The organism is Pseudomonas sp. Tof1 (genome assembly GCF_055390395.1).
The window spans coordinates 5,057,533-5,080,160 of the sequence record NZ_AP024344.1 but is presented as its reverse complement, the minus strand read 5'-3'; the positions used below and the strand labels follow the sequence as shown (position 1 = coordinate 5,080,160).

Sequence of the window (22,628 nt, the reverse complement as noted above, 5' to 3'; positions counted from 1 at the left end):
TGACTTCACAACCAGCCTGAGCGCTTGAAGCTGGCCCACAACGCCGTGCAGCCGACCGCAATCGCCCCGAGCACGGCGAAGTAGCCGTAGTGCCAGCTCAGTTCCGGCATGTTCTGGAAGTTCATCCCGTAGATCCCCGCCACCGCGGTGGGAAACGCCAGGATCGCCGCCCAGGCAGCGAACTTGCGCTGCACGATGCTCTGCCGGGTCGACTCCAGCAGCGCGCCGATCTCGATGGTCTGGCTGGCGATATCGCGCAGCGTCGCCAGGTCTTCCATCTGCCGGGTCACGTGGATCTGCACGTCGCGAAAATACGGACGCATGTTCTTGTCGATGAACGGGAAGGCCAGGCGCGAGACCTCTTCGCTGATCTCGACCATCGGCGCCACGTGGCGGCGCAGGCGCAGCACGTCCCGGCGCAGGTGGTGGATGCGCTGGATGTCGCCCTCGTTCAGCGTGCTGCACAGTACGTTCTTTTCCAGTTCGTCGATTTCGGCATGAATGGCTTCACTGACCGGCTGGTAACTCTCGGTCACGAAGTCCAGCAGGGCATAGAGTACGAAGTCTTCACCATGCTCCAGCAGCAGCGGACGGGCTTCGCAGCGCTGTCTGACATGGGCGTAGGATTTCGAATGCCCATTGCGGCAGGTGATGATGTAGCCCTTGCCGGCAAAGATGTGGGTCTCGATGAACTCCAGCCTGCCCTCGTTGCGGATCGGCGAATAGGTGACGATGAACAGCGCGTCGCCGAAGGTTTCCAGCTTCGGTCGGCTGTGCTTTTCCAGGGCATCCTCAATGGCCAGTTCGTGCAGGTTGAACTGTTTCTGCAGGTTGGCCAGTTCCTGGGCGTTGGGCTCTTCCAGGCCGATCCAGACGAAATGTCCCGGCTTTGCCGCCCAGGCGGCACCTTCGTCGAGGGTGATATTGGTGACTTTCTTGCCGGCGCTGTAGACCGCGGCCGCAACGACTCTACCCATAATGCTGATCGCTTCTTCTTGAGGGGGAAAGACAAGTTGCAGCTTAGCCTGCCTGGCCTCTCTCCAGGAGATGGCGATGCCTTGCACAAGGCTCGGTCCCCTGTCGGAGCCGGCCCCGACAATGTATTCCCATAGCGACGACGCTCAGGGCTCGGCCTGCACCTGCCGATCCAGCGCCTCGATGCACTCGCGCATCTGTTCCCGACATTGCGCCATCAGCTTCGGTATGTCTTCCGAGGTCAGCCCCGCGGTGGGAATCGCCGGCAGCGAGCGGATCATCACCTGGCCGCTGTTCCAGCGGTTCAGGCGCATGTGTCGGACATAAGTGCTGGCGCACACCGGCACGATCGGCACACCGGCGGCGATTGCCATCTGGAACGCGCCTTTCTTGAACGCCAGCAGCGCCTGGCCGCGGTTGCGGGTGCCCTCGGGAAACACCCAGATCGACGTATCCTTGTGCTGCAGGGTATCGGTGGTGGTGCGTATCGCCCGGCGGGCCTTGTAGGCGTTGCCGCGGTCGATCAGCACATTGCCCGCCAGCCAGAAGATCTGGCCGAAAAACGGCAGCCACTTGAGGCTCTTCTTGCCGATGGCGACCGTGCGCCGGGGCACCACATTGCCGAACACGAACAGGTCGTAGTTGGACTGGTGGTTGGCGATGATCACGCCGCTTTGCGATTGACCCTGCAGGGACTCGACCTCGGCCCTGAGCTTCAGGCCCAGGATGCGCATGGCCGGCCTGGCATAGAAGCGGGCACATAGCCGGCTGTTGTCCGGGTTGAAGGGGCGGCAGAGCACCAGCAGCAGGCCGAGCAGACCGGCCAGCAGGAAATGCAGCCCCATCAATGACATGCGTAATACGAACAGCATCTGGCGAGCTTCCCTGACAAAAGGCAAGCAGTGTACGGTTGTACACTGGATTCGGCAATCAATCCGCTGGCGCGGGTTATTGGCGGAGGGCGGCCGGGAAACCGTGGCGAGACGGCCTGGACGGGCAAGAAAAAGCCCGGCACGAAGCCGGGCTGCAGGGCGCAATGCGTCGTGCGGATCAGTTCAGGTGTTCCTGGTCGAGGATGATCGCGTTGTCCAGGGTTTCCAGCAGTTCCTTGCGCACTTTCAGCTTGGTCTTCTTGTGCGCGTTCATGTTGATCTTCTTCAACTGCCGGGCGGCGTTCAGCGCGGCTTCCCGAAGATCTTCCGGGGCGACCAGCTTGTCGAGGAAGCCGGCATCCACCGCATCTTTCGGCGAGAACATCTCGCCATTGATCACCGAGCGGTGGAAGGCCGAGCGCCGCAGCCGGTCACGGGCCAGCTCGATACCGGCGTGGTGCATGGTCATGCCGATCTGCACTTCGTTCAGGCCGATGCTGAAGGGGCCGTCGACACCCAGGCGATAGTCGGCCGACAGCAGCAGGAAGGCGCCCTTGGCGACGGCATGGCCGGGGCAGGCGACGATCACCGGGAACGGGTGGGACAGCAGCCGGCGGGCGAGGGTGGAGCCGGCGGTCACCAGGCTGACGGCCTCCTTGGGCCCGGCGGTCATCACTTTCAGGTCGTAGCCGCCGGAGAGGATGCCGGGCTGGCCGGTGATGATCACCACGGCACGGTCGGCGGTGGCCTGATCCAGGGCAGCGTTGAAGGCGGCAATCACGTCCGGGGAAATGGCGTTGACCTTGCCATTGTTCAAGGTCAGGGTCGCGATACCGTCGTCGAGGTGGTAGGAGATCAATTCACTCATGACGTAATTCCTTATAAAGAAGTGCAGCAGACGTTACCCAGCCGCACGAGGCAGGTAAAGCGTCGTGACTGACTGGTGAGTCAGGCTTTGCCACCGGGACGCGGCGCGGGCGGGCGCCAGGCGTCCGCTCCAGCCGGGTCGAAGGCGGCGAGCCGGGCCGGAGATTGGCGGGTTTGCCCTGATCGATGGGAGCGCCCATGGCGGAAAATCGGCTATTTGACTTAACCGCATGAAAATTCTGAAAAAAACCTTTGCCATCGGGAACGCTTTCGACTACATTAGCGCGCCTCGACAGACTGAATCGGTTTGACGAGATACGGTGAAGTGTCCGAGTGGCTTAAGGAGCACGCCTGGAAAGTGTGTATACAGGAAACTGTATCGAGAGTTCGAATCTCTCCTTCACCGCCAAATTCGATATAGCAGAACCCCTGGCTCTCTCAAGAAGCCAGGGGTTTTGTGTTTCTGGGGCTGGAAAGTTGGTCGGGTGAATCCGTGTTCTGCGGTAGTCAGCCTAATCACTGACAGTTCCCTCGGCTTTTCCCTACCTGCTCAGGTAAACCTTTCCAAATCGTAATACCGACAAACAATTTGCTCGGGCACGGCCGCTTTTGATCGGGACGCCAGCCGGGAAATAAGTCATTCTGAACCCATTGAGCCGCGACTCTCGACGGCTCGCCACGGGAGCAATCTCCATGTTCATGCCTGACCTGAAGACTCCGCGACTCGTCCTTTCCGGTGCCTTGCTGGGGATCGCGGTTGCGAATGTACTGTTTGGCACGGGAGACTCCGCTGCTGGTGAATGGCTGGCGGGCGCTGTCGGGGCCAGTGTTGCCTTTGTCGCCATCAAGGTTCTGGCGATTGCCTGAATGATCAGTGCCTTCGGCCACGAAATCGGCAGTGAAGGCATCACGCTGATCATCGCGGCAGTCTGTGTGTTGATAAGCTTTGTCCAGCAATGGCGCTGCAGGCGGCAGATTACGGCGACGGACTCGATTGCCTCACTGCTCAACGGCGCTTCGTTGTTTCCCTTCTGCCTGATGGTGGGTGCGAGCTTTTCGAGCGACTTCATGCATGCTGCCATTGCCTCGAGGGCATCTCTGAGCATTGCGGGATTTCTGGGGTTACTGTTCGTTTGTGGAGAGGTTCTTTCTCCTTCGGGGCTCAAGAGGTATTCGGGGAAAAGTGTTCATTCCGAGCCTGCTGTCTCGTCGAAACTCCCCTGAGTTTCCCTAGGCTATGTACGAAATCGCTTGAAACTTGGTTATGCGGCGTTAAAAACCGGCTCGGAATGCTCATTTACTCCAGTAAAGTCGGGCGCGACCCCGGCCGTTCCTCGCCGGTTTTTGCCTTGCCTAACCTGCGTTTCAAACAATTTCGTACACAGCCTAGGCGTGTTTTACTGGGTGTAGTTCCTCCCAAGAAAATCCAGCAACGCCGCATTCACCTCCTCGGGCTTTTCGTTCTGGATCCAGTGCCCGCAATCCTCCAGCACCTGTTGTTCCAGATGGGGCACCACGGTGGGCATGCGCTTGATCGTATGCGCTTCCAGGGCACCGACCGGGTCGCGGTCGCCGACCATGAACAGTGTCGGTTGCAGTACCTGGGCCCCGGCCAGGAACTCGGTCTCTTGCCAGTTGCGTTCGAAGTTGCGGTACCAGTTCAGAGCGCCGTGAAAGCCCTTGCCGGTGAAGGTCTGGCGATAGGCCTCGAAGTCTTTTTCCGTGCACCAGTGCGGCAGTGCCGAGGGCATGTTCACGCCGTCAAACAGCCTGGCGTCGGCCGGCTTGCTCTGCAGGAACACCTCGGTATCGCCCATGAAGGTTCGCAGGGTGCGATCGATGTCCGCATCCAGTTCCTGCTCGGCAACACCCGGCTGCTGGAAGTAGAGAATGTAGTTGAAGCGATCGGCGAAGAACTCGCGCATGCTTTCGATGGCCGGGCGTTTGGAACGGCCGGCGAAGGGCACCGACAACGTCACCAGGGCCCGGACCCGCTGCGGCTCCAGCAGCGCCAGGTGCCAGGCTACCGGTGCGCCCCAGTCGTGGCCGATCATGGCGACCTGCTCGTGAGCGAAGGCCTGCATGGCGGCCTGGATGTCGCCACAGAGGGTCAGTAATGCGTAGGCTGCGCTGTCCGGCGGTGCGCTGCTGCGGCCGTAGCCGCGCATTTCCGGGACGAAGACCCGGTAACCGGCCTGAACCAGCGCCGGTACCTGCTTGCGCCAGGAGTGCCAGCACTCCGGGAAGCCGTGCAGCAGCCAGACCGGCCGACCCTCCTGGGGACCTGCCACATGTACGCTCAGGGTGATGCCGTTGACGGACAAGCTGTGCTGTTCGAGTGCGTTCATCCCGTGGGCTCCTGATCGGACGTATCGACCCTAGTGTCCTGTCTCGGAAATAGGCTGTGCCCTTTTGGCGGCGTCCTGGGCGCCCGGCCGGCGTTGCCGCTCCTCGCCATAGCCCTGCTATGACTCGTCGCGGCGCCTTGGCCGAACACCCAAGCCACTCGCTAAAAGAGAACTTATTCCCGAGACAGGACATTAGCAGAAACGCGGAATGGCGCTAATCATCATTCATTGATCGAATGATGACTGAAACACGCCTTTCAATGCAGGGCCACCAGCATCGACCGGGCGGCGTAGCCGGCACCGAAGATTGCCACCAGCAGCAGTACCAGGCTGGAGGCGAAAGTCACCTTGGCCTTGTGTCGGGCAGAGAACATCCGGTTGGCCAGGTGGATGTACAGACCCAGGATGATGAAGTCGACCAGGGCCCAGAGTACGGTCAGCAGCAGTGCGCTGTGGCCGAACGAAGGCGTGATCTGGATGAACTGCGGGAAGAAGGACACGAAAAAGATAATGTCCTTGGGGTTGGAGATACCCACCAGGAAACCTTTGAGGAAACCGCTGCGGGAACTGGGCAGCGGTTGCTGCACGGTGTCGTCCACTGGTGTGCGCAGGGCGTCCTTGAGCCCCTGAAGGCCCAGATGGCCGATGAACAGGCAGCCGATGAAGCTCACCAGGTTCAGCAGGTGTTCGTTGAGCGACAGGCTGCCGGCCAGGATCAGTACCGCCAGCAGGGCGAGCATCAGCGAGGCGCCATTGGTGCCGAGCACCGTGAGCATGGCGCGGCCGGTGCCAGCCTTCAGGCTGGTGTTGATCGCCAGGGCGACCACCGGGCCGGGGTGACGATCAGCAGGGCAACGCTGAGCACGTAGAGCAGCAGTAGCGAGAAGTTCATGGCAGGGATGTCGCCTTTGTACGGGGATTCGAGGACGCCAAGCCTGAGGCGACACGGGCGGTTTGAAAAATGGATAAATCTGTGACCAACTATGATTATTAATCATGCTTGGTGTCTTCATGGCCGAACGTATCCCCCCGCTCTATGCCCTGCGTGCCTTCGAGGTGGCGGCGCGTTCCTGCTCGTTCACCCGGGCGGCCGAGGAACTGTCGCTGACCCAGAGTGCCATCAGCCGGCATATCCGTAATCTGGAAGAGTTGTTCGGCTGCCATCTGTTCGAGAGAAAGGGCCCCAAACTGCAACTGACCGACGCCGGGCAAGGCCTGGCCCAGGAGCTCAAGGCCGGCTTCAAGCTGATCGAGGACGCCTGTCTGCCGTTTCGGGCCAATGCCAGTCACCTGCGCCTCAAGGCACCGTCGAGCCTGACCATGCGCTGGCTGCTGCAGGTGCTGGAGAAACTCAAGACGGTGGAACCCGGGCTGCCGGTGCAATTGTCCAGCGTGTGGATGGACATCGACAGCGTGGACTTCTACGCCGAGCCCTACGATTGCGCGATCCTGCTCGGCGATGGGCATTTCGGGGCGCAGACCGAATGCTGCAAGCTGTTTGACGAGTGGCTGATTCCCATCTGCTCGAGCAAGGCCCTGGGCTCGGAGCCGTGGAGCCTGGAAACCCTGGAGCACCACGAACTGATCCACCCGTCGGCGGATCGCCGGGACTGGCGTCGCTGGTTGCGCCGCCTCGATCTCGACGAACGGGTCCGGCTCGACCGCGGCAAGGTGTTCGGTACCCTCGACCAGGGCATATCCGCGGCGATGCGCGGTCACGGCGTATCGATCGCCGACCTTGGCCTGGTGCTGGAGGATGTGCGTGACGGCCTGTTGGCCTTGCCGTTCATGACCGCCGTCGGTACCGGCGACAGCTACTACCTGGTCTGGCTCAAGGGCAGCCTGCGCAAGGAGCGGATCCTGGCGTTCCGCGATTTCCTCAATGGCGAATTGCCGCAGCTGGAACTGCCGCAGATCGAATTTCTCTGAGCCAGGGTCAGGGCAGGACGATGTAGTCGTTGCCCTGCACGATACCCCGGTGCGGTGCTTCCAGCAGCTCGACATAACGCCCGCCCACCTGGTCGATCGGCAGGCAGTCGTCGACGTCGAGCAGGGCGTCGGTGTGGGGCTTTTCCCACTCGCGGAGCATCTGCCGCTTGCCTTTGGCCTTGGCCTGCTCGCTGTTTTCGGCAACCACCAGCAGATACCGGTGGGCCTCGCCATAGACCCCGGCCTCATAGCCGCCAAGATTGATGAAGAACAGCCGTGGCGAGCCGGGCGCGGGGGCCAGGTCGCTGAAGCCGACCTTCCAGCGCTCGACGCCATCGACCCGCATCCAGGCATCGATATGCAGGCCCTTCTGGCTGCCGAACCAGTCCTGGCGCAACTGCGGATAGCTCGCCGCCAGGCTGTCGGCACGGACGAAGGCGACATCATGTACTTCTATCTTGGCCCGGGGATGTTTTCCGCCCAGCATCACCACCCACAACATTTCTGTTCCTTTTTGAGAGATCGGCGCGGTCCGCGCCGTTTTTCCAGCGTGCCTGCCATTATGTCGCAGTTGCTCGGACAGAAGCTTGCCCCAAGGGCGGCACCCCAGGAGGGAGGTGCTCAATGCTCCTCGCGATTACCCGTGTGCTTGGGGGCGCTGGCGGGAAGTGGCCGATGCAGCCAGGCCAGGCAAACCTCCTCGACATCGACCCAGTTGCCATTCTGCGGCCGGGTTCGGCAGCTCTTGAAAGCCAGGCAGATGCCGTTCTGGTCCAACAGGGCGAAATGGCGTGGGGAAGCGGGATAGGTGAGAAAAAAGCGGGGGGCAGTCATGGTGATGTTTCCGGTGGCTACCGGCCTTTTATAGGCGATATCTTCGGTGAAACCTCCATGAAAAATTGTGCAATTGTGTCGACCCAAGGAGCTGGAAATGACGCCCCGCCGCCTTTGCCGGTGCCTGGGCGCCTTGGTCTGGAAGGGAATTGCCATTACCTGCGGCAAGCCACGCGGAAGATGAAAATTCTTTCACTGTGACGGTTTCGCGCGGCGGATATAGTGTGATCGCTCGTTCAAAAGCTTCCCTTGCCCGCCCTCCCGCGGGCTTTTTTTGGCCCGCCGTTCGTCGCTGTCGTGCAGTTTTTTCTAAACCTTTGCCGCCTGGGGAATTCACAACCCGGTAGAGCACGGTTTTTCAACAGGAGGACAGCCATGAGCCGAAAGGCCCCACGACTACGCCCGATGTTTTTCAGCCTGATCCTCGGCGCCAGCCTGGCCACCCAGGTACAGGCGCAGACCCCGGCCGAGTTTATCGACAGCGCTTCGGCGGCCGGTATCGCCGAGATCGAAACCAGCCGCCTGGCGATCCAGAAGACGTCCGCCACGGATATCAACAGCTACGCCGTGGAAATGATCAAGGATCATACCGACGCCAATCGCGACCTCAAGGCCATCGCCAGCAAGCACGACCTGCCGATGGCCTCCGATGCGCAAATCATGGACCGGGCCAGGAAACTGATGTTGCAGGTGCAGGAAGGCGAGTCATTCGACGTCGCGTACGTGGCCAACCAGATCAAGGCCCATGAACAAGCCATCAAGCTGTACGAGGACGAGGCCAGCCAGTCGCAGTCGCCCGAACTGAAGGCGTTCGCCGAGCAGACCTTGCCCAAGCTGCGCATGCACCTGGACATGGCCAGGAAACTGGAAATGAGTCATCACAAGGGCGACTGATCACAGCCGCTGCAGTCGACTGGTCTTGCTGCCCTGGCGCGACAGGACCATTTCCTCGAGGATTTCCCTGGCCAACCGGGCCAGGGATTCGCGCCCGCGGTAGTCGGCCCGGACGATGCCGGTCACGGCGAAGTGATCGGCATTGGGGCCACTGAGGATCGCCGACAGGGTTCCATCGGAATGCAGCGTGCATTCGACTTCGTAGCTGGGCAAACGGGAGGCCAGTTCGGCCTCGATTTCCGACTTGCTCAGTGTGTCCATTCCAAAGGCTCCATGTCCGGTGGGCAGTCCACTCAAAAGGATAGAATCCCCTCTCGCGTCGTGTTACAAGAATGTAAGTTCATGTTACGCCAAATCTGACGGCTCGGGCCTGCTAGGCTGTGTACGAAATTGTTTGAAACGCAGGTTAGGCAAGGCAAAAACCGGCGAGGAAGCGCAGTTGAGTGGTTGTCAATGAGCATTCCGAGCCGGTTTTTAACGCCGCATAACCAAGTTTCAAGCGATTTCATACATAGCCTAGGCTCACAGACGGGCAATGAATGCCCGTGTATCTTGTCACTTCAAAAGGATGTATAGACGTGATTTCCATTCTTGAACTGCGCAACATCATCGAGCTCGGCTTCCTGCCCCTGCGCTGCCAGTGCACAGTGGCGCCTGATTCATCGCTGACGGTAAAGGTCTTCGACGAACCGACCGGTAGAGTGGACCTGCTGGTGACGGGGATTTCCAGCAACACCCTGACCAGCGCCAGGGCCATCGCCAACCTGGTGGCCGAGTTGCGCGCGGAGTTGCAGAGCAACCAGGCGTCTTCGGCGCGTACTTCGCGGGTGGCCGGCTAGCAGCCACCCTTTCCTCTGCGGATCAGGCCGCCTTGTGCAAGGCCTCGATCAGTTCCTGCTTACTCATCCTGTAGCGTCCGACGATGTGTCGGGCGCGGGCTTCCTGCAACAGGCTGGCCTTGCTCTGGGTCTGCAGTGAAGCCTGGCTGTCGCGGGGATGGCCCTGACGACTGGCCGCCGCGCGTTTCGCCGAGTCCGAGCGGGCCCTGGCCTTGGCCGTATCGGATTTGTTGCGACCCGAGCCGCCGGCCCGCTCGCCACCGCCCGACTGCTTGTTGACGGTGGCCCAGGCGCGCGCCTCGGCCTGTGCTTGCGGCAGGCCTCTTTCTTCATAGCTGGATTCGATACGAGCCGCCTGGCGCTTTTGCGCGGCGGTGTATTTGGCTTTGCTGGCTCGTGGCATTTTCTGACTCCTTGACGTGAGTGGACGCAAGGGCACCGACGGAGCGCGACGGCGCCGTCGAGGATCTACGGGGTACCGGAACCGCCGGTTCCGCTGGACCCCATTCCCTTGTTGCCGGAGCCCGGGACGTGGCCGTCGCCGATGGGGCCATTGCCATCGGTGTTCATGCCGCCCTGGCGCCCGGTGTCGTTGCCCTGGTTGCGCGGGTCGATACCGTTGCCGGGGGCAGGGCGCCGTTCTTGATCACGCTGCCATTGTCGGGGTTGATACCGCCGGGCAGTTGGGGCGGCTTGGGTTCCTGTACCGGGTTGGTCGGCCCGGTCGTGGATGGCGCGGCGAAACTCGCCAGGGATACCGATGACAACAGACCGGTCAACAGCAGCGTCGCAAGTCTTGATGAAATCATGGTCAGTCTCCTCGTTCGAGAGTCCTTACCTGATCTTGGGCCTTGCTTGGCGGCTGTTGGTGCCGGTGAATCGACGAATGGCGGGGGTTCAGTCTTCGCAAATATCGTTGAACGAGCAGTATTCGTCCCAGTCCATGCCCAGTGCCTCGGCCACTTCACGGTGCACTTCCAGGCGCATGGCCTGCAGTTCCTGCGGGTTTTCGGCGATCAGTTGCAGCGTCAGTTCCCAGGGTTCGATGCCCTGGTTTTGCGCTTCGTCCTCGAAGGCCCACTGAAATTGCTGCTGCTGTTCGGTCGGGCTCAGGCCCTGGGTCTCTTCGCGCAGATGCGGGTTGGCGTCGAGGAACTTGGCGAGGGCGACCTCGCTGCGGGATTCTTTGGGGATCATGCTGGCGTCTCTGTGCGATACGATGGCCACGGGCCTGGAAAACTGCGGACATGATAGTGCGCCACAGGGAAAATGACTGCTCAAATTTGCGCGTCTGCGTGCTCGTTGCATGGGGGGGGGCAATAACGCTTTTTTCGCGGATGGACATCACCGCGTCATTCAACGATGGAAACAATCACCCGGCTCTGCGACGCTTGCACTTCCCTGGCCGCACCTGAGCCGCCCTGAATTCAACTTCCTGTATACGGATCGGATGCGATGACTGCTGCTGATTTTGCTTCCCCGGGCCCGATAAAGGCCGTGATTTTCGACATGGACGGTTTGCTGCTCGACACCGAGGGTATCTACTCGGAGGTTACGCAGATCATCGTCGGTCGTTATGGCCGTCGCTTCGACTGGAGTCACAAGCAGAACATCATCGGTCGCGGCGCGGGCGACCTGGCGCGTTATGTGGTGGAGGCCATGGACCTGCCGATCAGCCCCGAGGAGTTTCTTGCGGTGCGTGAGCCGCTGATGCGCGAACGCTTCCCCCTGGCCGGGTCGATGGCCGGTGCCGAGGCGCTGGTGCGCCATCTGTCGGCGCACAACATTCCGATTGCGGTGGGGACCAGTTCCTCGCGGGGCTCGTTCGAGCTCAAGACCACCCGGCATCGCGAGTGGTTCGCCCTGTTCGACACCATTGTCACGGCCGATGACCCGCAGGTGGGCCAGGCCAAGCCGGCGCCGGATATCTTCCTGCTGGCCGCCAGCCGCCTCGGCGTGGCGGCCGAGGACTGCCTGGTGTTCGAGGATTCGCCATTCGGGGTGACGGCGGCGAAGGCGGCCGGGATGTACGCGGTGGCGGTACCTGACCCGGCGATGGCGGTGGAGAAGTATCACCATGCGGACCGGGTGGTGACTTCGCTCAAGCACTTTGCCCTGGAGCCGATGGGGTTGCCGGCGATCGACTGGGCCAGTGCCTGACTGGGGCGTTTTCCGCCGCGAAGAAGGCGACGCGTCTTTATCGGCAAGACCTCGTTATCGTTCTTCGCCGCGGCCGCGTCCGGATCAGGCCGACACCGTCGCCCCGATCCGCCGCTGCACCCAGGCCCAGATCCCCAGCGCCAGCGCCGAGATCAGCCCGCCGGCGACGACGATCCCGTTCCAGCCATAGGGCCCCCACAGCTGCGCCCCCAGCAGCGAGCCCAGTGCGCCGCCGACGAAGTAGCAGGTGATGTAGCCGGCATTCAGGCGGTTGCGCGCCGCCGGGCGCACCTTGAAGACCGCGTTCTGATTGCTCACGTGCACCAGTTGCACGGCGAAGTCGAGTACCAGCACCCCGACCAGCAGCGCCACCAGCGAGTGCCCGGCGAACCCCAGCGGCAGCCAGGACAGCAACAGCGCCAGCAGGCCGATAGTGGTGGCGAATTCGCCCTTGCCGCGGTCGGCCATGCGCCCGCCGAGGTTGGCGGCCATGGCGCCGACGGCACCGGCCAGGCCGAACAGGCCGATCACGCCATCCGAATAGCCGTAGGGAGGATTCGCCAGCAGGAACGCCAACGGCGTCCAGAACAGCGCGAACAGGCAGAAGCTCAGCAGACCCAGGACCGCCCGCAGACGCAGCACCGGTTCCTCGACGAACAGCCGGAACACCGAGCCGAGCAGGGCCGGATAGCTCAGCCCGGCATTCTGCCGGTGGTGCGGCAGGGCCCGGGACAAGGCGAGGGCGCAGACGAACATCAGCCCGGCAGCCAGCAGATAGATGGCGCGCCAGTCGCCGAACGATGACAGCGCTCCGGCCGCCGTGCGCGCCAGCAGGATACCCAGCAGTAGGCCGCTCATCAGTGTGCCGACGACTCGTCCACGTTGCTCCGGTGGCGTCAGGCTGGCGGCCATCGGCACCAGCACCTGGGCCACCACCGAGAACAGCCCGGTCAGAGCGGTGCCCAGCAGCAGCCAGGGCAGGCCCGGTGCGAAGGCGCTGATCAGCAGGCCGATGGCGCTGATCAGGGTCATCACCACGATCAGCCGGCGCTGCTCGAACAGATCGCCCAGCGGCACCAGCAGCAACAGGCCGGCACCGTAGCTCAACTGGGCGGTGATGACGATGGTCCCGGCGGTGGCCATGCTCAGGCCCAGTTGCTGGGCGATGGTGTGCAGCAGTGGCTGGGCGTAATAGTTACTGGCCACGGCCAGGCCGGTTGCGGTGGCCATCAGCAGGATCAGGGCAGTACTCAAGGGTTTGTTCGGTGTGTCGGACATTGCCTGTCTCGTTGTGTGATCTGGGTGTGCGGAGTATTCGGAATGTCTTAGCATGACGCCAATGCATTGTTTTCATTTTATCCATCTGCAAACGAGATACAGGCGATGAACCTGAAGCAGATCGAATACGCCCTGGCAGTGGCGGACGAGGGCAGCTTTACCCGGGCGGCGGAGCGTTGCCATATCGTCCAGTCGGCGCTCAGCCATCAGATCGCCCGGCTGGAGGAACACCTGGGCACGCCGCTGTTCGAGCGCAGTTCGCGCAAGGTCCGGCTGACCGCCGCTGGCGAGGCCTTCGTGCGCGGCGCCCGACCGGCGCTGGAGGCGACCCGGCGGATTGTCGCCGAGGTGGCGGCGGTGTCGGGGGAGGTGCGCGGCAGCCTGTCCATCGGCAAGATCTCGTCGCTGACCGAGGTCGATCTGGTGGAATTGCTGGCGCGGTTTCACGGGCTTTACCCACAGGTGGATATTCACCTGAACATGAGCAAGAGCGAACTGCTCATGGCGGATGTCCGCGAGCGTCGGTTGGACCTGGCCTTCGTCGGCCTGTGGCCGGGGGAGAAGATCGAGGGGCTGGCGATGCGCCTGCTGGCCGAGGAGGAACTGGTGGCGGTGGTGCCGCCCGGCCATCCACTGGCCAGCTACGAGTGCCTGCCGTTGGCGAAACTGGAGGACCAGCCGCTGGTGGACTTCCAGGCCGGCACCGCCGGGCGCCGGCAGACCGACGAGGCCTTTGCCGCGGCCGGATTGCGGCACCGGGTGCAGTTCGAGGCGGGTAACGTGATGCTGGTGGGCGAGTTCGTCCGGCGTGGATTGGCGCTGGGCCTGGTGCCGAGCCGGATTGCCGAGGGCTTCAGTGGCGTGGTGACGGTGCCGGTGTACGACGCACCGTCACGGCACCTGTACGCGGTCTGGTCCCATCGGCCGACGCCGGCGGCGGCGGCGTTTCTGGTGTTGCTGGAGCAGGCGCTGGGCCGCCGGGAACACCCCGGCAGCCCCGTGCAGGTCACGCGCTGAAGCCACCGTCGATGGTCAGGCTGGCGCCGGTGATATAGCCCGCCTGCGGCCCCGCCAGGTAGGTGACGAAGCTGGCGATCTCATCGACGTTGCCATAGCGACCGCTGGCCATCAGTGCCAGCAGGCTGTCGGCGAAGTCGCCGTTGGCCGGGTTCATGTCGGTGTCCACCGGCCCTGGCTGCACGTTGTTCACGGTGATGCCACGGGGGCCGAGGTCGCGGGCCAGGCCCTTGGTCAGCCCCACCAGTGCCGATTTGCTCATCGCATAGGTGGCGCCACCGGCAAACGGCATGCGTTCGGCGTTGGTGCTGCCGATGTTGATGACCCGGCCGCCGTCGCCCATGTGCCGTGCGGCTTCCTGGGTGGCGACGAAGACGCTGCGCACGTTGATGGCCAGGGTTCGGTCGAAATCCTCCAGGCTGAATGCTTCCAGCGGTCCCATCGCCAGCACGCCGGCATTGTTGACCAGGATATCCAGGCGACCGAAGGCCTCGACGGTGTTCGTGACCGCCTGGCGCACCGCGTCGGCGTCGGCACTGTCGGCGTGGATCGCCAGGGCCTTGCCGCCGCTGGCGATGACGCTGTCGCGCAGTTCCTCGGCCTTGGCCGCGGAGCTCACGTAGGTGAAGGCTACGGCGGCGCCCTGGGCCGCCAGGTGCCTGACGATGGCCGCGCCGATGCCACGGGAACCGCCCTGGACCAGGGCCACTTTACCGCTCAGGTGTTGTTCGCTCATTTCGTTCTCCAAGGTTCAAGGCCGGTAGGGGAAGGTGGGGATGGCCTTGTCGTTGGAGGCAAGTATTGACCGTGGATTGATGACCCGGTAGACGGTAATTGCTACAGTCTGTGTAAACCATAAGTTTATAATGGTGATCATGGAAAGCCTCGGCAGTATCGAATGTTTTGTCCGTAGCGCCGAAGTCGGCAGCTTTGCCGAGGCGGCGCGGCGCCTGGGTCTGACGCCGGCCGCGGTGGGCAAGAGTGTCGCCAAGCTCGAGGCCCGTCTCGGCGTGCGGCTGTTCCAGCGCAGCACCCGCCGGTTGACCCTGACCGAAGCCGGGCAGTTGTTCCTCGCCGAGGTCGGCACCAGCCTGCACAGCATCCAGAACGCCGTGGCCAACCTGGCCAGCGCCAAGGGCCGTCCGGCGGGAACCCTCAAGGTCAGCATGGGCACGGTGTTCGGGCGTTTGTACATCGTGCCGCTGCTCGGCGAGTTCCTGCAGCGCTTCCCGGAGATCCGCCCGGACTGGCATTTCGATAACCGCCAGGTCGACCTGATCGGCCAGGGTTTCGATGCGGCGATTGGCGGGGGGTTCGAACTGCCCCTGGGGTAGTGGCACGCAAGCTGACGGTGGCTCATCGGGTGCTGGTGGCTTCTGCGGATTACCTGGCGGGGCAGGCACCGGTGCGGGTGCCGGACGATCTGCGCCGTTGCACGGGGATCCTGATCCGTTCACCGCAGACCGGTCGCGTGCGTTCCTGGCAACTGACCGGCCGTGATGGCGAGCAGCAGCCGCTGAGCCTGCCGGCGTGCATGACCATGAGCGATTCGGAGGCGGCCTGCGCGGTGGCGGCCCAGGGCCTCGGCGTGGCCCTGGTGAGCATGCCGTTCGCCGTGCCCTGGCTACGGGCCGGAACCCTGCACCGGGTATTGCCCGACTGGTACGTGGACGATGGCCATATCTCGATCTATTACGCCGAGCACCGGTTGCTGCCGGGCAAGACCCGGGCCTTCGTCGACTTCATCATCGAGTGTTTTGCCGAGCAGCGGTTGGCGCTGCAGTTCGATGCGCGCCCATCGTCCTGACGATACCCATCCCCCTCGGAGGCTAAGCTGTCAACGACGCAGATGCCCGGGCCAGCCGATGATCTGCTTCGGCCGCGGCTTGGCGTAGGTGCGCACCTTGGAGGTCGACAGTCCCAGGCGCACCAGCGATTCGGCAAGGGTTACCGCGGCGGTCACGCCGTCCACCACCGGGACGCCGGTGCGCTGGCGGATCTGTTCATCGAGGCCGGCCATGCCGCCGCAACCCAGGCAGATCACTTCGGCCTTGTCATCCTGCACGGCCCGCTCGGCCTGCCGGACGATGGCATCCACCGCCCGTTGCGGGTCTTCCTCGAGTTCCAGCACCGCCAGGCCACTGGCCCGCACCGAGGCACAACGCTGATAGAGCCCGGCCAGCTTTAAGCGGTCCTCGATCAACGGCACGGTACGATCGAGGGTGGTGACCACCGAGTAGGCATGGCCGAGAAACATCGCCGTGCTGGCGCCGGCTTCGGTGATATCCACTACCGGCACGTCGAGCAGCTCCTGCAGGCCTTCGCGGCCGTGCTCGCCGTAGCCGGCCTGGATCACCGCGTCATAGGGCTGGTCGTAGGCCAGCACCCGGTCCATGACGGCGATGGCGGCCAGATAGCTTTCGAAATTGCCCTCCACCGAGTCGGCGCCGAAGTAGGGCGTCAGACCGACGATTTCGGTTCCCGGCGCGGCGACGGCCTGGGCCTGGCGGGCAATGGCCTCGGTGATCGAGGCGGTGGTGTTGACGTTGACGATCAGAATCCGCATGGGGCAATCCTTGTTCGGCAGGGGAGAGGCCCGCCTGAGGCGGGCCGGTATGTTCAGTGGCTGGGGTTGTCGACGGCGATCGCGGCGCCGCTGACCTCGGTGTAATGGACGTCGCGCCTGGCAATGAGCAGGTAGAGCAGCCCGGCGATACCGGCACCGAACATCCAGGAGAACGGCGAGACACTGTCGAACCCCGGGACCAGGGCCAGCACGATGGCGATCAGCGCGGCCGGAATGAATGCCGCCAGCGCCCGCAGGTTGATGCCATGGCTGTAGTGGTAGGGGCCGGCCGGGTCTTCGCTGTACAGCGCCGGTACGTCGACACGGCCTTTGCGCAGCAACCAGTAGTCGACCATGATCACCCCGTACAGCGGGCCCAGCAGGGCGCCCAGCCCGGACAGGAAGTAAACGATCACCAGCGGGCTGTTGTAGAGGTTCCACGGCAGGATCAGCACGGCGATCGCGGCGCTGATCAGCCCGGCGCGGCGGAAGGTCAGCAGGCGCGGTGCCAGGTTGCTGAGGACGAACGCCGGGGCGACGAAGTTGGCCATGATGTTCACCGCCACGGTGACGATCAGGAACGCCAGGCAGCCGAGCACCAGGAAGAAGGTGTTGGGGATCGAGGCAATGATGTCGGTGGGGCTCTGGATCACTTTGCCGTTGATCTGGAATTGGGCGCCGCAGAGCAGCACGGTAATGGCGGCGAACATCAGGATGTTCACCGGCAGGCCCCAGAAGTTGCCGACCAGGATGGTTCGGCGGCTTGGCGAGGAGCGGGCGAAATCGCAGAAGTTGAGGATCAGCGTGCCGTAGATCGACAGCCACAGGGCCGCGCCGGCAAAGATGTTGCGCCACATCTCGGTGCCGCTCAGCGGCTCGCGGATCGACCAGGCGATGGTCGCGCCGGCCTGGCTGTACATCCACAGGGCCAGGGCGGCCATGGTGAACAGGATCACCGGCCCGGCAAAACCTTCGTAGCGGCGGACCGTTTCCATGCCGTAGGCCAGGATCACCAACTGCACGAACCAGATGATCACGAAGCAGGCCCAGCCAAGCGTGGACAGGCCGAGAATCGAATTGTGGTCATAGTCGGCAAAGCCCGGGTGGATGGCGCTCAGCAGCACCCGGAAGACGACGGAGGCCAGGTAGGTCTGGATACCGAACCAGGCAATCGCAATCACCGCGCGAATCAGCGCCGGCAATTGCGCGCCATGGATGCCGAAGCTGATCCGGCTGATCACCGGGAAGGGCACGCCGGTCTTCTGGCCCATGAAGCCGGAGAGGTTCATGAAGAAATACACCAGTGCCGCGCCGATACCCAGCGACAGCAGGATCTGCCAGCCGCCCAGGCCCATCGCATAGAGGCCGATGGCGAAGGAGTAGTTGGCGATGTTGTGCACATCGTTGGTCCACAGGGCGAAGATGCTGTAGCCGCCCCAGCGCCGGCCTTCGACCCGGGTCGGCGCCAGATCCGGGTTGTGCAGGCGCGGACTGAGGGCGGTGGTGTTGGGGTCGAGCGATGAGACGGGAAGATCCAGTGCGGCGTGTGACGAGAGACTGGTAGGCATTCCGGCTGGCTCCTGGCTCCGGGCTGAGGTCCCGCAGGGTGGCGGGGCGGCGCTCGGCGAGCTTTTTGTATGTAGGTTTAGGTTAATTTGTATACAAGTTCGCTGTCGAGCTAAGCCAGTTTTGTGCCAGTTTCCGATCTATAAAATTTCCCGCTAATTTCTTTTTCTTCTTTTTGTTTACTAACTGCATGAAATTAAAGAACTATAAGTTGACCGATCGAACAGCTATTTTGCTTTGTGCAGCTATTCGGAGTGATGCGTTATCGCCGTGATCGAATGAGGGTCTGTCACTTTATGGTGCGCAGGGATTTACTGTGCACAGTGATGTGACACTTATGGTTACAGGAGTGTGTACAGTTATTTTCTCGCCATTTGACAGCCTCCCGCTGGTCGTTCGATAGTGCCGACGCCTGCCCTGGTACCGCTTTCTCTCGTTCTTCCAATAAAACCAATCGGAATCGGAGTCTCGGATGTCTGCACCACGCGATACGGCTACTCAACACATTTCCTACGCTGATCTGGTTGTGCTTTTGCAGCAGGTTTTCGAGCGCCACGGCACCTCGCCGGAGGTGGCGCGGGTGCTGGCCGGGAACTGCGCCAGCGCCGAGCGCGATGGTGCCCACAGTCACGGCGTGTTTCGCATGCCGGGTTACGTTTCGACGCTGGCCAGTGGCTGGGTCGATGGCCACGCGGTGCCGGTGGTCGAGGACGTGGCGCCGGGCTTCGTGCGTGTCGATGCCGCCAACGGATTTGCCCAGCCGGCCCTGGCCGCGGCCCGCGAACTGTTGCTGGAGAAGGTCCGCAGCGCCGGGATCGCGGTGCTGGCCATTCGTAATTCCCACCACTTCGCGGCGCTCTGGCCGGATGTCGAGCCGTTCGCCTATGAAGGCCTGGTGGCGCTGAGCGTGGTCAATTCGATGACCTGCGTGGTGCCCCATGGCGCCGAACGGCCATTGTTCGGCACCAACCCGATCGCCTTTGCCGCCCCCCGGGCCGGCGCCGACCCGATTGTGTTCGACCTGGCCACCAGCGCCATGGCCCATGGCGACGTGCAGATCGCCGCGCGCAAGGGCGAGCAGGTGCCGGCCGGCGTTGGCGTGGATCGTGAGGGACGACCGACCTGCGATCCCAAGGCGATCCTGGACGGCGGGGCGCTACTGCCGTTCGGTGGGCACAAGGGCTCGGCGTTGTCGATGATGGTCGAGCTGCTGGCGGCGGCCCTGACCGGCGGGAATTTTTCCTTCGAGTTCGACTGGTCCCGGCACCCGGGCGCCAAGACGCCCTGGACCGGGCAACTGATCATCGTCATCGATCCCGCCCGCTCGGCCGGAAGGGATTTCGCCGAGCGCAGCCAGACGCTGGTCAGCCAGATGCATGGCGTGGGTCTGCAGCGCCTGCCCGGTGACCGGCGGCACCAGCAACGGGCCACCTCGCTGGCGCATGGCATAGAACTGTCGGTGGAGGCGTTGCGGCAGTTGCGCGAGCTGGCCGGGTACTAGGCCAGCTCGACAGTGAGTGGGGCGGGCCGGTCAGGAACGGCGGCCCAGCAGCAGACCGACCACCAGGCCGAACCCGGCGGAGATCGCCACGGTCTGCCAGGGGTGGCCGCCGATGTAGGTCTCGGTCGCCTCGACCACCGGACGGGTGGTTTCACGCACATGGGTGACCGAGTCCAGGGCCTGCTTGAGTTTCTGGCTGACCTGGGCGCGCAGGCTTTCACCTTCTTCGCCGACCAGTGTCGCGCTGTCCTTGAGCAGCTTTTCCGATTCCTGGATCAGCGCCTGCAACTCGCTGAAGGCCTGGTCCTTGATCTGGTCTTCGGCGGCTTGTACGGCGGATTTACGGGCCATGGCGATATTCCTTTGCAAGTGAATGAGGCTCTGAACAATGGGAGTCGAACGGAGCGGGGAAAGTTGCAAATTTTTCCTGTCACCCGTGGGGCGAGCGAAAATCCCCGGTCGGATGTTGCCAGCGACAGTGTAAGATACAGCTCTATTTGCACCGCAGGATTTTCCAATGAGCTTCAATCTGGCTAACAAGTCCCTGGCCGAGCGGGCCGCCATCGAGGATGAGAAGTCACGCCTGTTCGAACTCTGGCAAAGCAATCTGGGCAAGGCCAAGGGCGAGGCCGCGCGGCTGTTCGGCGAGCGCGCCAAGCGCAAGGGCAAGTGGGCGGAGTGGGTGCGCGCCGAGCTCGATACCCTGTCGCCGCCGGAATACACCAGCATGGTGCGCAGCGAGGTCAACCGCCTGATGGCGGCGGCCAAGTAGGGCGCGGCTTCAACTGACGCGGGTCACCCAGTAGTTTTGCCGGACCCCGGCGACGGCGATCTGCACCTCGTCACCGTCGAGCTTGCCCAGCAGTGCCTGGCCCAGGGGCGAGCGCGGGCTGATCAGCGTGATCAGGTGCCCCTCCCATTCCACTTTCAAACCGGCGGCGTCCGGGGCCAGGAACAGCAATTGTTCGCTGCCGTTTTCGGCTTCGAGGGTCAGTAGGGCGCCGAGCTGGATGCCGACCTGCTCATCATAGGGGCGCAGGGGCAGTTCCCGGCAGCGCTTGAGGGCCTGACGGATCTCTTCGGTGCGCCGGGCCTGGCCGGTCGCCAGGTAGGACGCTTCCAGGCCGAGGGTGTCGTACTTGTTCTCGGCGACATTCTCTTCATGGGTGGCGGCTTCGTAGGCGGTTTGCGCCGCCCGCTGCAGGACATCGAGGTCGACCGCCAGGGTGTCGACGATGCGCTGATGAATCGCCTGCTTGTCCACGCAGCCCAACCCGTTCAATTGCAGAACTGCAGGACGTTGGCCCGGCTCTTGTCGCTGGGGCGGTCTGGTCCTGCTGCAGCCAGAACTGGCACTTGGGGTTGGACAGGTTGCGATAGCTGTTGCGGGCCTGGTCCAGGCGCTGCTGCTCTTCGTTCTTGCGCAGGTTTTCCTTGTATTGTTCGAACATCTGCGTCGAGTCGCCCGGTGCCTGTGGCGCAGCGGGCGCGGTCGGGGCCGTGGGCTGGCCCAGTTGCCGGGCCGCATCGGCCAGGGGTGCCAGCGGCTGGGGCATGAACACCCGTGCCAGCAGCCAGGCGGTGAGGGCCAGGGCCACGAAGCCGAGCCAGATGCCCAGGGCGATGCTGCCGGTCAGTTGCAGTGGATTGAGTGTGACATACAAGCGGCGCGGCGGTTGTGGGCGATAAGGCATGGCGGCCTCCTGGCGGTTGGGTCGGTGCAGGCTGCAATTGTCCCATGAAGATTAATCGACGTGGACTCTTCTGCGCAGATGGATTTGCGCGGACAATCGACGCCTTTGCCAAACGGAGCCCTTGCATGCCGGCCAACTGGGATATTTTCTGCACCGTCGTCGACAACTATGGCGATATCGGCGTGACCTGGCGCCTGGCCCGGCAACTGGTGGCGGAGCACGGGTTGGCGGTGCGCCTGTGGGTCGACGATCTGCGCGCCTTCGAGCGGCTGTGCCCGCAGATCGATATCGACTGCCCGCAGCAGTTGCAGCAGGGGGTCGAGGTGCGCCACTGGTCGCCCGAATGGCCGCCGGTGGAGGCGGCGGATGTGGTGATCGGGGCCTTCGCCTGCCAGTTGCCCGAGGCGTACATGGAGGCGATGGCCCGGCGGTCGGTGGCCCCCGTTTGGCTGAACCTGGACTACCTGAGTGCCGAGGACTGGGTAATCGGCTGCCATGGCCTGCCGTCGCTGAAGTTCAGGCAGGTGCAGCGTTATTTCTTTTTCCCGGGATTTTTGCTGGGCACCGGCGGCCTGCTGCGCGAGGCCGGCTTGCTGGAACAGCGGCGGGCCTTTCAGGCCGATCCCGCGGCGCGGCGCGACTTCCTGCGGGGCCTCGGGGTGGAGGTGAGTGGTGGCGAGCGGCTGATTTCGCTGTTCGCCTACGAGAATCCGGCGGTGGCCGGCTGGCTCGAGGCGCTGGCGGCTGACACCCGGCCGACCCGGTTGCTGGTGCCGGAGGGCCGGGTGCTGGCGGATGTTCGGGGCTGGCTGGGTGTCTCTGGCCTGAAAGTCGGTGACAGCCAGGTACGGGGTGCGCTGACGGTGCAGGTCGTGCCGTTCGTCCCCCAGCAGGACTACGATCGACTGCTGTGGAGCTGCGATTTCAACGCCATTCGCGGCGAAGACTCGTTCGTCCGGGCGCAGTGGGCCGGCCGGCCGTTGCTCTGGCATATCTATCGGCAGGAAGAGGACGTGCACCTGGAGAAGCTGGAGGCCTTTCTCGCTCTTTATACCCGTGGTTTGTCGGACTCGGCGCGCGATGCGTTCAATGGCTGGTGGCGGGCCTGGAACACCGCGGGCGACATGGCGACGGCCTGGTCGGGGCTGTTGCAATACGAGGGCGAACTGGCCGAGCACGCCGAGCGCTGGTGTCAGGAACAGGCTTCTCGGACCGATCTGTCGACAGCGCTGGTACAGTTTCGCCAAAGTTCGATATGATATGCGGCCTAGATTTTTGTACATCCCAT

General features: G+C 63.3%; 25 protein-coding genes, 1 tRNA gene and 4 pseudogenes. 13 read left to right on the top strand and 17 right to left on the bottom strand.

The features are described from left to right. Positions 1 to 5: 5 nt before the first annotated feature. The 3 genes from ACZ5KU_RS22675 to ACZ5KU_RS22665 form a co-directional block, all read right to left on the bottom strand. Positions 6 to 977 (bottom strand): magnesium and cobalt transport protein CorA, encoded by a 972-nt coding sequence (locus ACZ5KU_RS22675; RefSeq protein ID WP_054060408.1) that lies wholly within the window; start codon positions 975 to 977, stop codon positions 6 to 8. 144 nt (positions 978 to 1,121) lie between these two features. Beyond that, on the bottom strand, positions 1,122 to 1,847 hold the full coding sequence (locus ACZ5KU_RS22670) for a lysophospholipid acyltransferase family protein (protein ID WP_273826238.1): 726 nt from the start codon (positions 1,845 to 1,847) through the stop codon (positions 1,122 to 1,124). A gap of 178 nt (positions 1,848 to 2,025) precedes the next feature. Beyond that, positions 2,026 to 2,715, bottom strand: a complete 690-nt coding sequence (locus ACZ5KU_RS22665) for a crotonase/enoyl-CoA hydratase family protein (RefSeq protein WP_054062957.1) — start codon at positions 2,713 to 2,715, stop codon at positions 2,026 to 2,028. A gap of 318 nt (positions 2,716 to 3,033) precedes the next feature. Between ACZ5KU_RS22665 and ACZ5KU_RS22660 the strand changes: the two genes are divergently transcribed. From ACZ5KU_RS22660 to ACZ5KU_RS22650, 3 genes are all read left to right on the top strand, one after another. Next, positions 3,034 to 3,123, top strand: a tRNA-Ser gene (locus ACZ5KU_RS22660). 284 nt (positions 3,124 to 3,407) lie between these two features. After that, positions 3,408 to 3,581, top strand: a complete 174-nt coding sequence (locus tag ACZ5KU_RS22655) for a hypothetical protein (protein ID WP_160319894.1) — start codon at positions 3,408 to 3,410, stop codon at positions 3,579 to 3,581. Next, a complete protein-coding gene (locus ACZ5KU_RS22650; RefSeq protein ID WP_464736300.1) occupies positions 3,582 to 3,938 on the top strand; it encodes a hypothetical protein in 357 nt (118 codons plus the stop codon). A 173-nt stretch (positions 3,939 to 4,111) separates the two neighbouring features. Here ACZ5KU_RS22650 and ACZ5KU_RS22645 read toward each other — a convergent pair whose 3' ends face one another. Both ACZ5KU_RS22645 and ACZ5KU_RS22640 read right to left on the bottom strand, forming a co-directional pair. Continuing rightward, a complete protein-coding gene (locus ACZ5KU_RS22645; RefSeq protein ID WP_054060404.1) occupies positions 4,112 to 5,062 on the bottom strand; it encodes an alpha/beta fold hydrolase in 951 nt (316 codons plus the stop codon). Positions 5,063 to 5,319: 257 nt separating this feature from the next. Further along, positions 5,320 to 5,954 (bottom strand): annotated as a pseudogene (locus ACZ5KU_RS22640) (LysE family translocator). A 119-nt stretch (positions 5,955 to 6,073) separates the two neighbouring features. Here ACZ5KU_RS22640 and ACZ5KU_RS22635 point away from each other — a divergent pair. Continuing rightward, positions 6,074 to 6,991 carry a LysR substrate-binding domain-containing protein gene (locus ACZ5KU_RS22635; RefSeq protein ID WP_054060410.1) on the top strand — a complete coding sequence of 306 codons (918 nt, stop codon included), beginning with the start codon at positions 6,074 to 6,076 and terminating at the stop codon, positions 6,989 to 6,991. Between the two features lie 7 nt (positions 6,992 to 6,998). Here ACZ5KU_RS22635 and ACZ5KU_RS22630 read toward each other — a convergent pair whose 3' ends face one another. Further along, positions 6,999 to 7,493, bottom strand: a complete 495-nt coding sequence (locus ACZ5KU_RS22630; protein WP_054060402.1) for a DUF1543 domain-containing protein — start codon at positions 7,491 to 7,493, stop codon at positions 6,999 to 7,001. Between the two features lie 122 nt (positions 7,494 to 7,615). Here ACZ5KU_RS22630 and ACZ5KU_RS22625 point away from each other — a divergent pair, with 122 nt between their 5' ends. Both ACZ5KU_RS22625 and ACZ5KU_RS22620 read left to right on the top strand, forming a co-directional pair. Further along, on the top strand, positions 7,616 to 8,026 hold the full coding sequence (locus ACZ5KU_RS22625; protein ID WP_464736299.1) for a hypothetical protein: 411 nt from the start codon (positions 7,616 to 7,618) through the stop codon (positions 8,024 to 8,026). A 174-nt stretch (positions 8,027 to 8,200) separates the two neighbouring features. Continuing rightward, positions 8,201 to 8,719 carry a DUF4142 domain-containing protein gene (locus ACZ5KU_RS22620; protein ID WP_054060400.1) on the top strand — a complete coding sequence of 173 codons (519 nt, stop codon included), beginning with the start codon at positions 8,201 to 8,203 and terminating at the stop codon, positions 8,717 to 8,719. On the opposite strand, the gene ACZ5KU_RS22615 is transcribed toward ACZ5KU_RS22620, so the two are convergent. After that, positions 8,720 to 8,980 (bottom strand): hypothetical protein, encoded by a 261-nt coding sequence (locus tag ACZ5KU_RS22615; protein WP_054060399.1) that lies wholly within the window; start codon positions 8,978 to 8,980, stop codon positions 8,720 to 8,722. Positions 8,981 to 9,297: 317 nt separating this feature from the next. Here ACZ5KU_RS22615 and ACZ5KU_RS22610 point away from each other — a divergent pair, with 317 nt between their 5' ends. Further along, positions 9,298 to 9,558, top strand: coding sequence for a DUF1652 domain-containing protein (locus ACZ5KU_RS22610; protein ID WP_054061476.1), 261 nt, complete (start codon positions 9,298 to 9,300; stop codon positions 9,556 to 9,558). 22 nt (positions 9,559 to 9,580) lie between these two features. On the opposite strand, the gene ACZ5KU_RS22605 is transcribed toward ACZ5KU_RS22610, so the two are convergent. From ACZ5KU_RS22605 to ACZ5KU_RS22595, 3 genes and pseudogenes are all read right to left on the bottom strand, one after another. After that, positions 9,581 to 9,961 carry a hypothetical protein gene (locus ACZ5KU_RS22605; RefSeq protein WP_054062953.1) on the bottom strand — a complete coding sequence of 127 codons (381 nt, stop codon included), beginning with the start codon at positions 9,959 to 9,961 and terminating at the stop codon, positions 9,581 to 9,583. Between the two features lie 65 nt (positions 9,962 to 10,026). Beyond that, positions 10,027 to 10,367, bottom strand: a pseudogene (locus ACZ5KU_RS22600) (hypothetical protein). Positions 10,368 to 10,455: 88 nt separating this feature from the next. Next, positions 10,456 to 10,755, bottom strand: a complete 300-nt coding sequence (locus tag ACZ5KU_RS22595; RefSeq protein ID WP_054061473.1) for a DUF6388 family protein — start codon at positions 10,753 to 10,755, stop codon at positions 10,456 to 10,458. 258 nt (positions 10,756 to 11,013) lie between these two features. Between ACZ5KU_RS22595 and ACZ5KU_RS22590 the strand changes: the two genes are divergently transcribed. Beyond that, a complete protein-coding gene (locus ACZ5KU_RS22590; protein ID WP_054061472.1) occupies positions 11,014 to 11,718 on the top strand; it encodes an HAD-IA family hydrolase in 705 nt (234 codons plus the stop codon). Between the two features lie 84 nt (positions 11,719 to 11,802). Here ACZ5KU_RS22590 and ACZ5KU_RS22585 read toward each other — a convergent pair whose 3' ends face one another. After that, complete coding sequence (locus tag ACZ5KU_RS22585; protein ID WP_054062952.1) at positions 11,803 to 12,996, bottom strand: MFS transporter; 1,194 nt, start codon at positions 12,994 to 12,996, stop codon at positions 11,803 to 11,805. A gap of 105 nt (positions 12,997 to 13,101) precedes the next feature. On the opposite strand from ACZ5KU_RS22585, the gene ACZ5KU_RS22580 reads away from it, so the two are divergent. Beyond that, entirely contained in the window at positions 13,102 to 14,013 is a 912-nt protein-coding gene (locus ACZ5KU_RS22580; RefSeq protein WP_464736298.1) for a LysR family transcriptional regulator, read from the top strand. Here ACZ5KU_RS22580 and ACZ5KU_RS22575 read toward each other — a convergent pair. Continuing rightward, positions 14,003 to 14,749, bottom strand: coding sequence for a 3-oxoacyl-ACP reductase family protein (locus ACZ5KU_RS22575; RefSeq protein WP_054062950.1), 747 nt, complete (start codon positions 14,747 to 14,749; stop codon positions 14,003 to 14,005). The two genes, ACZ5KU_RS22580 and ACZ5KU_RS22575, sit on opposite strands and share 11 nt — an antisense overlap. A 139-nt stretch (positions 14,750 to 14,888) precedes the next feature. Here ACZ5KU_RS22575 and ACZ5KU_RS22570 point away from each other — a divergent pair. Further along, positions 14,889 to 15,820, top strand: a pseudogene (locus tag ACZ5KU_RS22570) (LysR family transcriptional regulator). A 30-nt stretch (positions 15,821 to 15,850) separates the two neighbouring features. On the opposite strand, the gene ACZ5KU_RS22565 reads toward ACZ5KU_RS22570, so the two are convergent. Further along, a complete protein-coding gene (locus tag ACZ5KU_RS22565) occupies positions 15,851 to 16,579 on the bottom strand; it encodes an aspartate/glutamate racemase family protein (RefSeq protein ID WP_054061240.1) in 729 nt (242 codons plus the stop codon). 53 nt (positions 16,580 to 16,632) lie between these two features. Beyond that, positions 16,633 to 18,147 (bottom strand): NCS1 family nucleobase:cation symporter-1, encoded by a 1,515-nt coding sequence (locus ACZ5KU_RS22560; RefSeq protein ID WP_054061239.1) that lies wholly within the window; start codon positions 18,145 to 18,147, stop codon positions 16,633 to 16,635. A gap of 470 nt (positions 18,148 to 18,617) precedes the next feature. On the opposite strand from ACZ5KU_RS22560, the gene ACZ5KU_RS22555 reads away from it, so the two are divergent. Next, complete coding sequence (locus tag ACZ5KU_RS22555) at positions 18,618 to 19,646, top strand: Ldh family oxidoreductase (RefSeq protein ID WP_464736297.1); 1,029 nt, start codon at positions 18,618 to 18,620, stop codon at positions 19,644 to 19,646. Between the two features lie 30 nt (positions 19,647 to 19,676). Here ACZ5KU_RS22555 and ACZ5KU_RS22550 read toward each other — a convergent pair whose 3' ends face one another. Next, positions 19,677 to 19,997 (bottom strand): ElaB/YgaM/YqjD family protein, encoded by a 321-nt coding sequence (locus tag ACZ5KU_RS22550; protein ID WP_054059755.1) that lies wholly within the window; start codon positions 19,995 to 19,997, stop codon positions 19,677 to 19,679. A gap of 166 nt (positions 19,998 to 20,163) precedes the next feature. On the opposite strand from ACZ5KU_RS22550, the gene ACZ5KU_RS22545 reads away from it, so the two are divergent. Further along, positions 20,164 to 20,418: a hypothetical protein gene (locus tag ACZ5KU_RS22545; RefSeq protein ID WP_010447072.1), complete on the top strand. Its 255-nt coding sequence runs from the start codon at positions 20,164 to 20,166 to the stop codon at positions 20,416 to 20,418. 9 nt (positions 20,419 to 20,427) lie between these two features. Here ACZ5KU_RS22545 and ACZ5KU_RS22540 read toward each other — a convergent pair whose 3' ends face one another. Continuing rightward, positions 20,428 to 20,910: a GreA/GreB family elongation factor gene (locus tag ACZ5KU_RS22540; protein WP_054059756.1), complete on the bottom strand. Its 483-nt coding sequence runs from the start codon at positions 20,908 to 20,910 to the stop codon at positions 20,428 to 20,430. Between the two features lie 14 nt (positions 20,911 to 20,924). Continuing rightward, a pseudogene (locus ACZ5KU_RS22535) lies at positions 20,925 to 21,340 on the bottom strand (hypothetical protein). Positions 21,341 to 21,465: 125 nt separating this feature from the next. On the opposite strand from ACZ5KU_RS22535, the gene earP reads away from it, so the two are divergent. After that, a complete protein-coding gene (earP, locus tag ACZ5KU_RS22530) occupies positions 21,466 to 22,599 on the top strand; it encodes an elongation factor P maturation arginine rhamnosyltransferase EarP (RefSeq protein ID WP_464736296.1) in 1,134 nt (377 codons plus the stop codon). The last annotated feature ends 29 nt before the right edge of the window (positions 22,600 to 22,628 follow it).

Coding starts and splice junctions, on each gene's coding strand:
- ACZ5KU_RS22675 (WP_054060408.1), bottom strand. CDS start 977: ATGGGTAGAGTCGTTGCGGCCGCGGTCTACAGCGCCGGCAAGAAAGTC.
- ACZ5KU_RS22670 (WP_273826238.1), bottom strand. CDS start 1,847: ATGCTGTTCGTATTACGCATGTCATTGATGGGGCTGCATTTCCTGCTG.
- ACZ5KU_RS22665 (WP_054062957.1), bottom strand. CDS start 2,715: ATGAGTGAATTGATCTCCTACCACCTCGACGACGGTATCGCGACCCTG.
- ACZ5KU_RS22655 (WP_160319894.1), top strand. CDS start 3,408: ATGTTCATGCCTGACCTGAAGACTCCGCGACTCGTCCTTTCCGGTGCC.
- ACZ5KU_RS22650 (WP_464736300.1), top strand. CDS start 3,582: ATGATCAGTGCCTTCGGCCACGAAATCGGCAGTGAAGGCATCACGCTG.
- ACZ5KU_RS22645 (WP_054060404.1), bottom strand. CDS start 5,062: ATGAACGCACTCGAACAGCACAGCTTGTCCGTCAACGGCATCACCCTG.
- ACZ5KU_RS22635 (WP_054060410.1), top strand. CDS start 6,074: ATGGCCGAACGTATCCCCCCGCTCTATGCCCTGCGTGCCTTCGAGGTG.
- ACZ5KU_RS22630 (WP_054060402.1), bottom strand. CDS start 7,493: ATGTTGTGGGTGGTGATGCTGGGCGGAAAACATCCCCGGGCCAAGATA.
- ACZ5KU_RS22625 (WP_464736299.1), top strand. CDS start 7,616: ATGCTCCTCGCGATTACCCGTGTGCTTGGGGGCGCTGGCGGGAAGTGG.
- ACZ5KU_RS22620 (WP_054060400.1), top strand. CDS start 8,201: ATGAGCCGAAAGGCCCCACGACTACGCCCGATGTTTTTCAGCCTGATC.
- ACZ5KU_RS22615 (WP_054060399.1), bottom strand. CDS start 8,980: ATGGACACACTGAGCAAGTCGGAAATCGAGGCCGAACTGGCCTCCCGT.
- ACZ5KU_RS22605 (WP_054062953.1), bottom strand. CDS start 9,961: ATGCCACGAGCCAGCAAAGCCAAATACACCGCCGCGCAAAAGCGCCAG.
- ACZ5KU_RS22595 (WP_054061473.1), bottom strand. CDS start 10,755: ATGATCCCCAAAGAATCCCGCAGCGAGGTCGCCCTCGCCAAGTTCCTC.
- ACZ5KU_RS22590 (WP_054061472.1), top strand. CDS start 11,014: ATGACTGCTGCTGATTTTGCTTCCCCGGGCCCGATAAAGGCCGTGATT.
- ACZ5KU_RS22585 (WP_054062952.1), bottom strand. CDS start 12,996: ATGTCCGACACACCGAACAAACCCTTGAGTACTGCCCTGATCCTGCTG.
- ACZ5KU_RS22580 (WP_464736298.1), top strand. CDS start 13,102: ATGAACCTGAAGCAGATCGAATACGCCCTGGCAGTGGCGGACGAGGGC.
- ACZ5KU_RS22575 (WP_054062950.1), bottom strand. CDS start 14,749: ATGAGCGAACAACACCTGAGCGGTAAAGTGGCCCTGGTCCAGGGCGGT.
- ACZ5KU_RS22565 (WP_054061240.1), bottom strand. CDS start 16,579: ATGCGGATTCTGATCGTCAACGTCAACACCACCGCCTCGATCACCGAG.
- ACZ5KU_RS22560 (WP_054061239.1), bottom strand. CDS start 18,147: ATGCCTACCAGTCTCTCGTCACACGCCGCACTGGATCTTCCCGTCTCA.
- ACZ5KU_RS22555 (WP_464736297.1), top strand. CDS start 18,618: ATGTCTGCACCACGCGATACGGCTACTCAACACATTTCCTACGCTGAT.
- ACZ5KU_RS22550 (WP_054059755.1), bottom strand. CDS start 19,997: ATGGCCCGTAAATCCGCCGTACAAGCCGCCGAAGACCAGATCAAGGAC.
- ACZ5KU_RS22545 (WP_010447072.1), top strand. CDS start 20,164: ATGAGCTTCAATCTGGCTAACAAGTCCCTGGCCGAGCGGGCCGCCATC.
- earP (WP_464736296.1), top strand. CDS start 21,466: ATGCCGGCCAACTGGGATATTTTCTGCACCGTCGTCGACAACTATGGC.